The organism is Hymenobacter cellulosivorans (assembly GCF_022919135.1).
Classification (GTDB): domain Bacteria; phylum Bacteroidota; class Bacteroidia; order Cytophagales; family Hymenobacteraceae; genus Hymenobacter; species Hymenobacter cellulosivorans.
The window spans coordinates 263,146-276,019 of the sequence record NZ_CP095049.1 but is presented as its reverse complement, the minus strand read 5'-3'; the positions used below and the strand labels follow the sequence as shown (position 1 = coordinate 276,019).

15 protein-coding genes are annotated in these 12,874 nt (G+C 61.2%); 7 read left to right on the top strand and 8 right to left on the bottom strand.

What is annotated here, in order from left to right:
• Positions 1-73: 73 nt before the first annotated feature.
• Both MUN80_RS01320 and MUN80_RS01315 read right to left on the bottom strand, forming a co-directional pair.
• Positions 74-577 (bottom strand): cupin domain-containing protein, encoded by a 504-nt coding sequence (locus MUN80_RS01320; protein ID WP_244718597.1) that lies wholly within the window; start codon positions 575-577, stop codon positions 74-76.
• Positions 578-677: 100 nt separating this feature from the next.
• The gene (locus tag MUN80_RS01315) at positions 678-1,733 is read right to left on the bottom strand and encodes a LacI family DNA-binding transcriptional regulator (protein WP_244718594.1); all 1,056 of its coding nucleotides are present in this window, start codon (positions 1,731-1,733) and stop codon (positions 678-680) included.
• 230 nt (positions 1,734-1,963) lie between these two features.
• Here MUN80_RS01315 and MUN80_RS01310 point away from each other — a divergent pair, with 230 nt between their 5' ends.
• Entirely contained in the window at positions 1,964-3,001 is a 1,038-nt protein-coding gene (locus MUN80_RS01310) for a LacI family DNA-binding transcriptional regulator (protein WP_262922032.1), read from the top strand.
• Positions 3,002-3,040: 39 nt separating this feature from the next.
• On the opposite strand, the gene MUN80_RS01305 is transcribed toward MUN80_RS01310, so the two are convergent.
• On the bottom strand, positions 3,041-3,478 hold the full coding sequence (locus tag MUN80_RS01305) for a winged helix-turn-helix transcriptional regulator (protein ID WP_244718588.1): 438 nt from the start codon (positions 3,476-3,478) through the stop codon (positions 3,041-3,043).
• Positions 3,479-3,557: 79 nt separating this feature from the next.
• Here MUN80_RS01305 and MUN80_RS01300 point away from each other — a divergent pair, with 79 nt between their 5' ends.
• The 4 genes from MUN80_RS01300 to MUN80_RS01285 all read left to right on the top strand — a co-directional run bounded on the left by MUN80_RS01300 (position 3,558) and on the right by MUN80_RS01285 (position 7,033).
• Positions 3,558-4,403, top strand: coding sequence for an SDR family oxidoreductase (locus MUN80_RS01300; protein ID WP_244718585.1), 846 nt, complete (start codon positions 3,558-3,560; stop codon positions 4,401-4,403).
• A 210-nt stretch (positions 4,404-4,613) separates the two neighbouring features.
• A complete protein-coding gene (locus MUN80_RS01295) occupies positions 4,614-5,735 on the top strand; it encodes a WD40 repeat domain-containing protein (RefSeq protein WP_244718582.1) in 1,122 nt (373 codons plus the stop codon).
• Positions 5,736-5,811: 76 nt separating this feature from the next.
• Positions 5,812-6,390, top strand: coding sequence for a hypothetical protein (locus MUN80_RS01290; protein WP_244718580.1), 579 nt, complete (start codon positions 5,812-5,814; stop codon positions 6,388-6,390).
• Between the two features lie 139 nt (positions 6,391-6,529).
• Entirely contained in the window at positions 6,530-7,033 is a 504-nt protein-coding gene (locus MUN80_RS01285; protein ID WP_244718577.1) for a hypothetical protein, read from the top strand.
• A gap of 40 nt (positions 7,034-7,073) precedes the next feature.
• Here MUN80_RS01285 and MUN80_RS01280 read toward each other — a convergent pair whose 3' ends face one another.
• The 5 genes from MUN80_RS01280 to MUN80_RS01260 all read right to left on the bottom strand — a co-directional run bounded on the left by MUN80_RS01280 (position 7,074) and on the right by MUN80_RS01260 (position 11,030).
• Positions 7,074-7,805 carry a hypothetical protein gene (locus MUN80_RS01280; RefSeq protein WP_244718574.1) on the bottom strand — a complete coding sequence of 244 codons (732 nt, stop codon included), beginning with the start codon at positions 7,803-7,805 and terminating at the stop codon, positions 7,074-7,076.
• Positions 7,806-7,817: 12 nt separating this feature from the next.
• Positions 7,818-8,612, bottom strand: a complete 795-nt coding sequence (locus MUN80_RS01275) for a hypothetical protein (RefSeq protein ID WP_244718571.1) — start codon at positions 8,610-8,612, stop codon at positions 7,818-7,820.
• Between the two features lie 160 nt (positions 8,613-8,772).
• Positions 8,773-9,300 carry an SMI1/KNR4 family protein gene (locus tag MUN80_RS01270; RefSeq protein ID WP_244718569.1) on the bottom strand — a complete coding sequence of 176 codons (528 nt, stop codon included), beginning with the start codon at positions 9,298-9,300 and terminating at the stop codon, positions 8,773-8,775.
• Between the two features lie 120 nt (positions 9,301-9,420).
• Entirely contained in the window at positions 9,421-10,206 is a 786-nt protein-coding gene (locus tag MUN80_RS01265) for a hypothetical protein (protein ID WP_244718566.1), read from the bottom strand.
• Between the two features lie 29 nt (positions 10,207-10,235).
• A complete protein-coding gene (locus MUN80_RS01260) occupies positions 10,236-11,030 on the bottom strand; it encodes a hypothetical protein (RefSeq protein ID WP_244718564.1) in 795 nt (264 codons plus the stop codon).
• Positions 11,031-11,640: 610 nt separating this feature from the next.
• On the opposite strand from MUN80_RS01260, the gene MUN80_RS01255 reads away from it, so the two are divergent.
• Entirely contained in the window at positions 11,641-12,234 is a 594-nt protein-coding gene (locus MUN80_RS01255) for a BLUF domain-containing protein (protein ID WP_244718561.1), read from the top strand.
• 40 nt (positions 12,235-12,274) lie between these two features.
• A complete protein-coding gene (locus tag MUN80_RS01250) occupies positions 12,275-12,850 on the top strand; it encodes a toprim domain-containing protein (protein WP_262922031.1) in 576 nt (191 codons plus the stop codon).
• The last annotated feature ends 24 nt before the right edge of the window (positions 12,851-12,874 follow it).

The following is a 12,874-nucleotide window of genomic DNA, read 5'->3' as shown; positions in this document are numbered from 1 at the left end:
GACTCCGTTAAAGCCAAACCAGCCTTCGAACCGGAGTTCAAAGGCTGGTTGAAGGTGTCAAAAGCCGCTGCGCTTACCGGCCAAAGTCGTCTTGCACGCGCACAATGTCGTTTTCGTCGGAGGGCTGCTGGGCGTCGGTGTGCTGCCAGATTTCGGCTATCATGCCCCAGTCGTCGAGGCCTACCAGGCGGTGCCGCTCGCCCTGGCGCAGCGTGATGGTCTGGCCCGGGCTGTAGGTCTGCAACTCGCCCTCTTCGTCGGTGGGGCTGGTAATGACGCCCACCGTGCCGCGCACCACCTTCCAGATTTCGGCCCGGCGGTGGTGGTATTGCCAGGACAGCCGCTGGTGCGGGGCTACGAGCAGGATTTTAGGACTGAGCTTGCCCGAAATCCGCAGTTGATCCACGGGTAAACCCTCGAAGTAGGTATCGGCAAACTGCTGGGCCTGGTCTTCATCGAGCACGAAAAAACCGCCCCAGGGCCGCGTCTGGTCCTGCTGCGTGATACCAAAGCCCTGGGTGTGGAGTTGCTGCTGGGTTTGCTCGAAAAGCTGTTGCTTGGACAAGTCGGTACGCATAGGCGGAAAAGGAGGAGGGTGGAGGGGGAAGAGGTCAGGTCTGAAAAATACGAGCATCCGGGCGAACCTCCCAACTCAACGACGAAAGAAAAAAAGCCGGTTAGCGCGCCTCCATCGGCTCCTGGGAGCGGTGCAGCGACGAGTCGCGGATGATGAGCTCGGGCTTGAGGATCAGGTGGGGCGGCTCGTAAGCAGGGCCGCGCTTGAGCAGCTGCAGAAACAGGCGCACCGCCGTTTCGCCCATCTGCTCGGCCCGCTGGTCGACTACCGTCATCTGGGGCTGGGTCATGGTCGTAAATGGCTCGTTGCTGAAGCAAGCCAGGGCAATATCCTGGGGCACGCGCAGCTGCTTTTCGCGCAGCACCTCCAGCGCGCCCACCGACGGAATGGCGTAGGCGGCAAAAATTCCGTCGAGGGGCGGCTCCAGGGCCAGCAGGTGCTGCATGCCCAGGCGGCCGGCCTCGTGGGTCAGGGCCGGCAAAGAGTACACCCAGTCTTCCTCGAAGGACAGGCCGTGGTCGGCCAGAGCGGCCTTGTAGCCCAGAAACCGGTTACGGCTGGTGTTCAGGTGTTGCGGGCCAGCCAGGTGCACGATGCGGCGGCAGCCCTGCTCAATGAGGTGGCGCACCGATTGGTAAGCACCCTGAAAATCGTCGAGGATGACGGCCATGCTGCGTGGCAAGTCGGGTACCCGGTCGAAGAACACCAGGGGCGTACCCTGCTGCCGCACCTGCTCCAGGTGCTGGGTTTCCTGGTAAGTAGTAGCCGATACCGACATCAGAATGCCTTCCACCTGGGAGGCCAGGAGGGCTTCGATGTTGCGCTGCTCCCGCTTCAGGTCTTCGTTGCTTTGGCAGAGCAGCACGTTGAAGCCTTCCCGGGTAGCTACTTTCTCGATGCCGTTCATAACGGCCGGAAAGAAATAGCCCTTGATGTGGGGTACGATGACGCCCAGGGTTTTGCTGTGGCCCCGGCGCAGGGCGGCGGCTAGCTGGTTGGGGCGGTAGTTGAGCTCCTGGGCCGCCTGTCGCACCCGTTCCTTGGTCGTCTCGCTGATGTCGTGGTGGTTGGCCAGGGCCCGCGAAATGGTGGAGGCCGAAACGCCCAGATGCTGGGCCAGGTCCCGTAGAGAGGTCTGCTGTTTTTTGGTGGCCATGGGTTCTAACGGAAAAAAAGATGAAGGGATCCGGATAGTTCTTAGGGCCGGGCGGGTTGGCCTGGGCACCAAAATAGTCCCGCGACACCGTATTTACAGCATCTATTTTCGAGCGGCCCCGTTAAGACCCGCCCCGGCTACCCCGGCCGGGTTCCGGCCCCGAGTAGTTAATATGGTCGAGCTAAACAGGTTTGTTCTACTTTTGCGGCTACGTACCCAGAAAATGCCCCATGGACAGCAAGGTGAAAAAAAGGACATTGATCAACGATGTGGCCAGCCACTTGCAGGTTTCCATTGCTACCGTGTCTTTAGTGCTCAACGGCAAAGCCAAGCAAAGCCGTATCAGCGACGCCGTAGCCCAGCGGGTATTGGCCTACGTCGAGGAGGTGGGGTATAAGCCCAATCAGCTGGCCAAAAGCCTGCGCACAGGCAAAACTCACGTCATCGGGCTGGTTGTGGAAGATATTTCCAACTCTTTTTTTGCCACCGTGGCTTGGCTGATTGAGAAGCAGGCCTTCGAGCGGGGCTACCGCATCATTTACTGCAGCACCGACAATGACCCGGCCAAGACCAAGGAGCTGATTTCCATGTTCCGGGAGCGCCACGTCGACGGCTTCATCATCGTGCCCTCTGAAGGCATTGAAAAGGAAGTCAGCGCCATTCTGCGCGAGCAAACGCCGACCGTGCTCTTCGACCGTCACCTGCCGGATTTATCTACCAACTACGTCGTCGTCGATGGGGCCCAGGGAACCTACGCGGCCACCCAACATCTGCTGGAGCAGGGTTGCCGCCGCGTGGCCTTCGTCACCATCGACTCCACCCAGACCCAGATGGAGGAGCGGCTGCGTGGTTATACCCAGGCCCTGCAGGAACACAATCTGCCCGCCCAGGTAAAGCGCGTAGTCGTGACGAAGGAAACCGAGAAAGTCGTGGCCGACATCCACGACTTTATTCGGGATATGCCCGAGTGCGACGCTATAATCTTTGCCACCAACTACCTGACCATCTATGGTCTGGAGGCCATTGCCCAATTGCAGCGCCGGATTCCGGCCGATCTGGCCGTCATTTCCTACGATGACCACGACCTGTTTCGGCTCTATACCCCGGCCATTACCGCCATTGCCCAACCGGTGGAGAGCATAGCCAAAAACGTCATCGACATCCTGTTGGAAGAGCTCCAGCCGTCGGCCGAGCCAGCCATTGGGCTAAGCCAGCAGGTGCTGCCCACCCAGCTGATTATCCGCCAGTCATCCATTCGCCCGGCTTAGCTTAGTCAGTAATTGTTGGCCTGCGGGCAAACAAGCAGGCTACTGGAGGTCGGCTGGAACCGCCTGTGTCGCGGCTTCGGCTTTATTCCAGTGCTGCAAAACGTCGGGGAAACTCACTTCTATCCAATCGGCTAGGGCACGCACTTTCTGGGCTGCCTGCTGGCCCAGGGGCGTCAGGCTGTACTCTACGTGGGGCGGCACCACGTCGTAGGCCACACGTTTCACCAGCCCGTCGGCTTCCAGCCACTGCAGCGTTTGAGCCAGCATCCGTTCACTCACCCCATCAATCTGGCGCCGCAGCTCACTGAAACGGCGGGTTTCGCCATCTAGTACCATCAGGGCCAACACGCCCCAGCGGCTGGTAATGTGCTTGAGCACCGTGCGAGACGGGCAGCCCGCCGACAGCAAGTCGCCCCGCTGTAACTTATCGGTGAGGGTGAGGACGGGGGCGGCTGGTGGTTGACTAACTTTTTTCATACTTACCTTTCTGTGCGTACTTACTTTGCGTAAGTATACCACCTACTTTTGTTTCGTTCATTATTTAATCGACGAAACCATGAAAATTGCCATCACCGGTGCCACGGGTCAGCTGGGCCGTCTCATCATCGAAAAACTCCAAACTCAGGTAGGCGCCGACCAGATTGTGGCCCTGGTTCGTAATCCGGCCAAAGCCGCTGACCTGGGCGTGGAAGTTCGGGAAGCCGATTACAACCAACCCGCCACCCTCGACGCGGCCCTGGCCGGCATCGATACGCTCCTGCTGATTTCTTCGAGCGAAGTAGGGCAGCGCGTCACACAGCACCGCAACGTCATTGCGGCAGCCAAGCAGGCCGGTGTGAGCCGCGTGGTGTACACCAGCGTGTTGCACGCCGATACGTCGGCGCTTAGCCTGGCCCAAGAGCACCGGGCTACGGAAGCCGACCTGAAAGCCTCGGGCCTGACCTTCACGATTCTGCGCAATGGCTGGTACACGGAAAACTATACCGGCTCGGTGCATGGGGCCGTAGCTGGCGGGGCCTTTATTGGCAGTGCCCGGGAAGGCCGGATTTCTTCCGCCACCCGCGCCGATTTTGCCGATGCCGCCGTGGCCGTGCTGACTGGCCCTGGGCATGATAACAAAACCTACGAGCTGGCCGGCGACGAATCGTACACGCTGGCTGAGCTGGCCGCCGAGATTTCGAGTCAGACTGGCAAAGACATTCCCTACCGCGACTTGCCGGTAGGCGACTACGCTGCTGCCCTGACCAGCTTTGGCGTGCCCGAAGGCTTTGCCCACGGTATTGCTGGCTGGGATGCCAATGCTGCCGAAGGGGCCCTGTTCGACGACAGCCGCCAGCTTTCCCAGCTCATTGGCCGCCCCACGACGCCGCTGGCAACGGCGGTAGCGGCCGCGCTTCAGTAGGCGCCTCTGGCCCGGTTCCTACGGCCCCTCTACCAGCGCCCTGTTTGTGCGTCGGTGGAGGGGCCGTGGTGTGTGGATGCTTCAGAAGTTGGCACTGGCTATGCCAATATGGGCAGGGCGTTTACCGTGATTCTGTTAGATTTGGCTTGATTCCGCAGCAGTATCTGCCCCGCTCCATAGCTCCCTGCCTATACCTACCGCCTGCCGCGTATGATGCATCACCTCTGGAACCAGCAGACGAATACTACCTGCACCCTGACGGTGGCCGATACCCGGGTCGTAATGGAAACCGGGAAACCAGGTCGGAGCCGGCGCACGGAAAAGCAGTTTGCCACGGCCCCGGAGGCGGCTGCTTACGCGGAACGGCAGGAGTGGACCCGGCTCAAACAGGGTTTCGTGGGGCACAATCCCGCCGCTGCGCCCGGGCAGCCGCTGCTACACAGCTATATCGGGGGTGGCTATACGGGCAGCTTGGCCCTAGCCGACACGCCGGCGGGTAGGTTTGTTTACCAGCACGGCTGGTTTCGCGCCCCCGCCGACCAGCAGGATTTCCTGGTCCACCTCGACGATGCCGGGCAGCAGCAGGCCACTATTCCGCTCCCTGTTATTCTGGCCTGGGACATGCATTACCAACCTGCCTGGCACGCGCTGGTACTCAACCTCGACCATTCGATTGTAACCTATGACTTGGCCCGTAAGCAGTTTGAGCCGTTGAGTGCCCGCGGCCGGTCACCGAGCAGCTTCGTGGCTACGGCGGCGGGCCGCACAGCCTATGCGGCCAACCAGGAGTTGGTCGTGCTGGAGGCTGACCGGCGGCCTTTGTTTCGGCTGCCGTTTACCACGCAGCTAGACCGTGGCTCGGTGCTGTTTGCGGCGGCCCTGGCCCACAGCGGAGAGCTGCTGGCCCTGCACACCGAGCCGGGGAAAATCCAGGTCCGCAGTGCTACCGACGGAGCCTTACGCCACACGTTTACTGGCGACTTCGGCCGGGTGCGGCAACTGGCCTTCGCCGCCAACGACCAGCTGCTGTTGCTGCTTGAGGCCCATAGCAAAGCATTGCGCTGTTTCGACCTGCAAGGGGGCCGAGAGGTGGAGTCGCCGCTGCATGGGGGCGAGGAGTGGCCCAGCATTCTGGCCTGCTGCCTCAACGCCGACCAATCGTACCTGGCCCTGCTGCGAGGTACGTGGGTGGAGCTCTACGACGCAACCACTTGGCAGTGTCGGCAGCGGTTTCGCCTCGCGCACTGCGTCAAGTCTGCCAAGCTTCGCTTTATGCGCGGCGGCCTGGGAGTTCGTACCGACTACGGCTGCTTCAGTCTTTACCGCGTGTAAGTAGAACCGATTCGTACTAGCCCGCCTTTCGCGGCGGTTTTCAAGCAATAATCCACTTTAATTTATTACCTGCGCTGTGCTCTTATTTCTGCCCCGACCAACAAGCCGATTCTTAGGTATAGCTCTGACTCTGGCCGGCTGCACCGGCCAACCCGATACCAGTACTCCGCCTCCTGCGGCCCCGAAAGCTGCCGCCGCTGCGCCGTCCGGCCCGGCGCAGCCAGCCACCACTACGTATGCCGGAGAGTACCGCTGGGGAGCAGCGGCGGCCGAGGAGGCGGGCGGCATCCTGACGGTGTACCCCGAGTCGGATTCGACCGTGCTCTTCCAGCTTGATGCCAACGACGGGGCCCCGGCCTACCACCTGATCAATGTGCTGGGCCGGGCCACGCTGCGGGGCAAGACCGCCTATTATTCGGCCAAAGCACCGGAGGATGAGCACGGCTGCCGACTGCGCATTGCCTTCACGCCGGCCGGTGCCACAGTGGCCAGTGTGCCCGGTTACACCCAGGACTGTCTGTTTGGCGGCAATCTGACGGCCGATGGTACCTACCGGCGCGTTAGTCAGCGGGTACCGGCTTACGTCATCAGTGGCGAGGGCGACACGCTGTACTTCGCCCACCTTCCTCCCGACCAGCTGCAGTACAACCAATAACCGAGCGGCCGGCAAGTAGGGCAGAGCAGCGTCGAGGCTGAAACAGCATTGGGGCCAACCCTTGAATAAACTCCGGCCGGCCCAGAGGGAAAAGCCAGTAAATCGTAGCGGCCGGTGCTGGGTTGCTTCTTTGAGTAATATGTTCCGACGGATACTTTTTTTCACGCTCACCAGCTGGGTGCTGGCTGTGGCCGGCTATTACGTACTGCGGGTCCTGCTGCCGAACGGCCACGTGTTTGGGGCCTGGTACCTAATGCTGCTCTACCACGAAGCACATCCGCTGGCCTACATTACCCTGTGTTGCGCTTGCTTTGGCCCCCTGGCGGCATTAACGCTGAACTCCTGGGCGCGGCGCGGAGGGTGGGGCCGGGCGGGAATAGTCGCCCTGCTGGCGTTGGCGACCGTAGCCGTGGCCTCGCCGCTGGGTGGTATGCTCTGGTACTGGCACGACATGCGGGCCGGCTACTTTCCCCCCGACTGGCTGCCTACGCTGCTGCTACACGGCTGCCGCGACGGGCTGGCCCTGGGCTGGCTGATTGTCGCCTTGTCAATACCCTATAACGTGCTCGGGCTGCTGGTCTGCTACGGCTTGCTGGCGGCCGGGGCGCGGCGGTTTACGGGTGTTCAACCTTCCAGCCAGTAGGGCCAGGGCACGAATGGGGCAAAGTAGGAGCAGCCAGCAACTAATCGTCGTCGGCGGAGCGGTGGAGCTGGCGGAAGCTGAAGCGCAGGGTTGCCAGCCGGGTGGTGTCGGGCTGGTCGGCTACGTGCGGAATGCGCCGCTGCGGGCGGCTACTGGGGTAATCGGGATAAACTACCGAGGGCTGGGGAACCCGGGCGCGGTAGAGAAAAGCTCGTACGTACAACACCGAGTCACTGACTTTGGCCACGCTTACCGGCTGAAACGGGTAGTCCATGAGGTAGCTGTTGCGGTCATAGGCCACGCCCGTGTTGCGCCGGCGCCGGTACTCGGTTAGAATAAGGCGAACGGTGTAGGTCGAGAACAGTTTGAGCGGCGTGCCGTCTGCGCCCTCGGCCAGGGAGTCGGCTCTGTTAGGCTGCGGGGTAAGGTCCCAGAAGTAGCCGGTTTGGTTGTCGAAGCCCAGCTCGGTGTGCAGGTGCCGGAACGTGAGGGTGTCGAGGTGAGTGCGGCGCAGGGTCGAAGCGGACACGAAGCGCACTCGCACCAGCGCCAGGCTGCGGTAAGTGGTGTCGAGCTGAAAGGTGCTATCCTCGTAGGCCTCGTAGGGCGCGTAGTAGCTCTCCAGCGTATCCTGCCGGTCAGTGGGGCGGTAGCCCGTGGGCACTGCATCGAGCAAAGGGCCGGTGGGCAGGGGCTTTTCGGCTGGCTGGTCGTTGTGGCAGGCCGTTAGCAGCAGGCCAGTGGCCGACAGCAGAAGTGGGCAGATACGCATAAGGCAGCGGGCTTAGTGGGCCACAGGTAGCGTCAGCTCGGCATAGGTTACCGGCGCGTCTTCGGCAATGATGCCTTCTGCATCGGGGTGGCGCAGTTGCAGCACTACTTGGTTGGACGAGGACCAGCGGGCTTCGGCGGGTTCCCAGGTTGTCGGCTCCCGCTGCCAGAGCTGGTGTGGGCCGTCGGCTCCAATTTGCACCAGACCCAAGGCGTTGGCCTGGTCGCCGCCGCTCAGGCCGGGGCTGGTCAGCAGCACCAGCTTGCCATCGGGCGAGGCTACCGGGTCGCCGATGAGCTCCACGGAGCGCCCGGTGCGCTGGTCGACCAGCACTGTGCCCGATGCCTCCCAGTACCAGGCCCGTACCACCCATTGGTGCGCCGCGGGCAGGCTGCCCCAGTACTGGTAGCGTACTGCCTCTCCATTTTGCAACGTAAACTCCGCCTCGGGCGTCGAGGAAAGCTTGACGACCTTGCCCTGCGCGGGCTGAAGCAGCAAGTCAAGGCCCTGCCGGCGTACCTGGCCCTGCGTGGTTTCCAGGTGCTCGGCCGTAGAGTCGTTGAGCATTTCGGGTAGCTTGCTGGTGGGCAACTGGGCAAAGGTGGCAGTTGAAACCGGATGGAGCTGTACGAGCTGGCCCCCAGGCAGGTGCAGTGTGTCGGTGGGGCCAGCCTTAGCGGATGGGGGCGGCGTGCTTGGTGCCGGAGTTGGGACAGTCGGTGACGTAGCTTGCTCGGTGGCAGGCGTATCCGGGCGGCAGGCAGTAACGAGCAAAACCAGCGTGGCAAAGCGGAAAGAGGCAGTCATGGGTTGCTTAATAAGGAGGGTGGGCATGTGGCCTGTGGCAGCCGAGCCACCCCACACGGATAGTTATATTTTGGCCTTCTTCTAAGTGCCGGTTCGGTAGCTAGCAGCGCAACGCCGGGCAGCAGCCCTAGCTGACCAGCACGTGCAAATCACCTGAAGGCTATTGCTCGAAGGTGGATTCTTCGGCCAGGCCGCGAATGAACGTTTCGAAGTCGGGCGCCAGGTACGTAACCCGGTAGTCACTTTCCTGATCAACGTGGACCACGGCCGGCTCCCCCTCGGGCCCGCAGGCGCGGTAATCGAGCATAATCAGGTCGTGGCCGGCCGAAGGACAGTCGCAGACTACCACCCCGATGGCCGGGTAGCCCCATTCCTCCAGCATAAACTGGCTGCCCAGGCTGCCGCACAGCGCGTACGGCTTCTCGTAGCCGATGCCACTGATACTGGTAATGGCCACATGGTCGTCGGCCCAGCTGGTCGCCTCGGTGGTCGGGAAGCAGGTCTTGTGCGGAATGCCGCCGTTGCGGGTGCGCATCAGCGCCACGTAGAAAGCCGGCAGCCGGTAGCCCAGGTCGGTTTCTACCCGGACAATCAGCTCGTCGGTGGGTGGAGCCTCCGTATGTTTCTTGGTAGCATAGTCACTGTCTGCCCAGAAATTCCGGGCATCGAAATCGATCGGTAGCAGCATGGGTTGAAGTATAGAAGGGGTCCGGTAACTATGGGCCAACCGGGTAGGTAGGCAAACTTGGGTAGCAAGATAAAAAGGAGGCTGTCAGCCGCTTTGGGTAGCAACTCGCCAGCATCCTGTTCAGAGCACAAACTCCGCATCTACTACTCTTACCACGTGAGGGCCGCGGCGGGGATAGTGGGTGGGGTAGGAGCCCCGATGGCCGCGGTGCGCGTCGTAGTCCACCATAAGTAATTCCACGGCGTTGGCCAGCGCGTCTACGTTGGTGTAGCGCAGCGGCGCACCGCCCACGCCCTGCCGGCCGTTGCCGAAAAACAACATCAGGTTTACCTGGGTAGCTACTTCCTGGTCGAGGTAATGCAGCACATCCAGTCCAAATGCGGGGCATAGCGCGTCCAGCTCCTTGAGGAAGTCTTCCTGATGCCCAAGCAGCAGGTGGCAGTCGAGGCGCAGGGACGCGGTTTCGGCCTGGTGCTTTTTGGGCCCCGAGCTGACAGCCGCGAAGATGCCGCCGTAGCGGTAAGGCGGCGTGTCGTCGGCGGGCCGGTCCAGGCGTAGCAGGGGCACGTCAGCGGGGAGCGGCTCCGCAGTACGGGTAGCTTCGTGCTGGTGCAGAACAGTTTCTAATTGGGTGGCTACGAAAAAGGCGTAGTCGGGTAGGGCCCAGCCGCCCAGCGTGAGGCGTAGCAGGGAGCCGTGCGCCTGGGCCAGCAGCTCCATCTGCGGATACCGGGCGGCCACGGCTTGCACGGCGGTCAGCAGGCTAGCTGGGTTGGCTGCCCGTACAGTAGTCGTCAGCTCGGCCGGGCCCCCGGCCATGCCGCCGGTACCGGGCTGATACGTGAAAAAGTCGTAGTGGTAGAGGCCTTCGGGAAAGCCATAATACCAGTAAACACCCAGGAGCATAGAGTCGGAAATAAGCAGGCCAGTAGTGACTAGTCTTTCGGGTCCGGCACCGTTACCTCGACGTAGGTAGGCGGCGGGCCTTCTTCCTCCTGGCTGGGCGGGGTGCGTTCCTGTTCCAGTACCACCGTGCGGGGGCCGCTCCAACGGGCCCGGGTGGCTCCCCAGTGCAGAGTTTGGCGGGTCCAGAGTAGGCGTGGGGGCCCGTCGCCGAGCTGGAACAGCTGAATCCCGGTGGCGCTTTCGTCGCTGCCGTCGTTGGTCTGGTCGCTTTTCACCCCGATAAGGTAGCGCCCATCCGGCGACACGGTCGGCTCACCTACTACCTCGGTGCGCTGGCCGGTACGCTGGTCAATGAGCGTGGTTACCTGGCGGTTTTCCTCCTGTGTTGCCACTACCCACTGGTGGGCCGTAGGCAGCTCCGCCCAATACGAGTGTACGGCCCGCCCCGTAGGGTCATCCGGGCCTCCTGGGCCCGACAACACCGTGTGCAAGCGCACCTCGGGGCCCTGCTCCGGCCGGAAAATCAGGTCGTCGTTTTCCCGGCGCACCCGCCCGCTTTCGGCCGTTAGGGTGCTATCGAGGTAGCGGCCCAGCGGGTCCGGTAAGCGGGCAAAGTAGTCGGCTGTCACGGGCGTGACGTGGAGCACCGAGCCGTCGGCCGTGTGCAGCGTGTCCTGGGCAGTTGCCTGGTCGGCGTCGGCGGAGCGAAACGGGCCGGCGGGCAGGTTGTCGTGGTTGCGGGCCACCGGCGCGGAGGCCGGAGCGTCGGGGCGGCAGGCGGCTACGCTAAGGCTAAAGCCGGCCAGCCAAAATAGTTGCTTCATACAAGAAAACGAATTCCAATAGATAAAGACAAGCTTCTTCGCGCAGAGGGTAAGTTTGGCGTTTTAAGGGGCCCCAAAGGCCACTCAGCATTCTAATGTAGTATTTAGCCTTTGAGCAGGGTTAGCCCCGCTTTCTTGGCATACGTTTACCCGTTAGGTTAGTATGGGATTATGTAAGCGCTAAGAGAAGCCAAGCATGATGCGCAAGGCCGTACGCAGCCTTGGGGCCAGCCGCGCACCGGTCCAAGAAGGGTTTTCGACCAGTCGAGCCGGTAAATTTGCTCCCCTATTTCTCCTCCGCTGGGAAACAGCCGAACCAGCAATTCGGCCTCTAGTAGCGTCGCTTCTGCTTCGGGTGGAGAAAACATATAGGGATAAGAAGCAGAAGGTGCGTAATTCCGAAAGATACGGGGAAACAGATGTACGATTGACGGCCAGTTCTCCGCACAATCAGGCGCCAACTTAGGCTCTGCTCCTAAACAGCTCAGACGTGCAAAATCCTGACTAGGAAGGAAGTAGTTTTACCCCAACTACTGCGTGAAGAATACACATGGTTTACCCCCTGTATTTCCCTCAACTCAGCAGCGTATTACTAGCGTACAAGCCGGGAATGAAATATTCCGTCCTTTACACAGAAGCCCAGCGCCAGCGCGCCGTTGCGTGGGCCGTGGCCCTCACTGCTAATACTCCGTTGACTCCTCGCCGGTATGAGAAGCAGTTGCTGTACCAGTACCAGCGCGGCATGCTTACGCTACAGGAAGTCCTGCACCGATTGGATACGAGCATTTACCAAATCCTGTACCGTAGCCAAACCGTGCAGCCGCTGACACATGAGGGGCTACAAGAGATTCTGTACTACTCCCAGCAGTATAACGCCGAGCACCAGATTACCGGCTTGCTGCTGTACAGCGAGGGACGCTTCGTGCAAGTGCTGGAAGGGCCGGAAGCCGAGGTGCGAACCCTCTACGCGCGGATTCAGGCCGATACGCGCCACCGGCAGGTAGTTACCGTCGGGGAAGGACCAATGCCGGACCGCCGGTTTGGCGAGTGGACGATGGGGTTCGGACAGGTTGCCGCTTCAGATATTGCCCTGGTCCTAGAGGCCGAGCCCGATAGCCAGCCCGTGCCGGACGTAAATGAGCAGCATCTGCAAACCTTGCTACGCGCCTTCGGCATGGCCGCGTCAAGCATTGCCTATATATAAGCCTTAGTGTAGGGCTCAAAAACAAATAAGCCACCCAGACGTGCGTCTAAGGCTACTGGATGAGCGCGGGCAAGTTCGGGGTGGGCAAGTGGTGTTGTATGATGAAAGCGGGCACACGGTCAAAAGCCCCCAGCGTTGTACGACGTGGGTGCATACTGCCCTGGCTCACCGTTGTCATAAGAAAGGCCAAACCACACCGGACTGGTTGCCAAACTATAAACAACACGGACAGAAAAGTCCGTGTCTGTTTGGGTTGCCTCAACTTGATACAGCCCCCGCCGGGCAGCTCGTCGCTTTAGTAGAAAGCGCCAAAACGGCTATGCTTTGCGCTCCCTACTGGCCTGAGTTTATTTGGCTGGCAACCATGGGACAGTCTTATCTGACTGCTGAGCGCCTGGCTCCGGTGAAGGGTCGCCGGTTAACATTGTTTCCTGACGCGGGCAGTCTCGATAATTGGCAGCAACGGGCCGAAAAGTTACGAGCACAGGGTTTTGATGTGAAAGTATCAGCCGAACTAGAAAAGTTGGTTAACCCTGATGAGAAAAAAGCCTGTCTTGACCTTGCGGATATTTTGCTGGCTGAATGGCCGGGCTACCCCCCTAGCTGGGATACCTGATAATGTTAGTTACACAGGCCGCAG

Excerpts from the sequence above, each read along its gene's own strand:
- MUN80_RS01265 (WP_244718566.1), bottom strand. The coding sequence starts at position 10,206 with ATGCTCCTGGGTGTTTACTGGTATTATGGCTTTCCCGAAGGCCTCTAC.
- MUN80_RS01300 (WP_244718585.1), top strand. The coding sequence starts at position 3,558 with ATGAAAATTGCCATCACCGGTGCCACGGGTCAGCTGGGCCGTCTCATC.
- MUN80_RS01270 (WP_244718569.1), bottom strand. The coding sequence starts at position 9,300 with ATGCTGCTACCGATCGATTTCGATGCCCGGAATTTCTGGGCAGACAGT.
- MUN80_RS01295 (WP_244718582.1), top strand. The coding sequence starts at position 4,614 with ATGATGCATCACCTCTGGAACCAGCAGACGAATACTACCTGCACCCTG.
- MUN80_RS01305 (WP_244718588.1), bottom strand. The coding sequence starts at position 3,478 with ATGAAAAAAGTTAGTCAACCACCAGCCGCCCCCGTCCTCACCCTCACC.
- MUN80_RS01275 (WP_244718571.1), bottom strand. The coding sequence starts at position 8,612 with ATGACTGCCTCTTTCCGCTTTGCCACGCTGGTTTTGCTCGTTACTGCC.
- MUN80_RS01310 (WP_262922032.1), top strand. The coding sequence starts at position 1,964 with ATGGACAGCAAGGTGAAAAAAAGGACATTGATCAACGATGTGGCCAGC.
- MUN80_RS01280 (WP_244718574.1), bottom strand. The coding sequence starts at position 7,805 with ATGCGTATCTGCCCACTTCTGCTGTCGGCCACTGGCCTGCTGCTAACG.
- MUN80_RS01315 (WP_244718594.1), bottom strand. The coding sequence starts at position 1,733 with ATGGCCACCAAAAAACAGCAGACCTCTCTACGGGACCTGGCCCAGCAT.
- MUN80_RS01255 (WP_244718561.1), top strand. The coding sequence starts at position 11,641 with ATGAAATATTCCGTCCTTTACACAGAAGCCCAGCGCCAGCGCGCCGTT.
- MUN80_RS01285 (WP_244718577.1), top strand. The coding sequence starts at position 6,530 with ATGTTCCGACGGATACTTTTTTTCACGCTCACCAGCTGGGTGCTGGCT.
- MUN80_RS01320 (WP_244718597.1), bottom strand. The coding sequence starts at position 577 with ATGCGTACCGACTTGTCCAAGCAACAGCTTTTCGAGCAAACCCAGCAG.
- MUN80_RS01260 (WP_244718564.1), bottom strand. The coding sequence starts at position 11,030 with ATGAAGCAACTATTTTGGCTGGCCGGCTTTAGCCTTAGCGTAGCCGCC.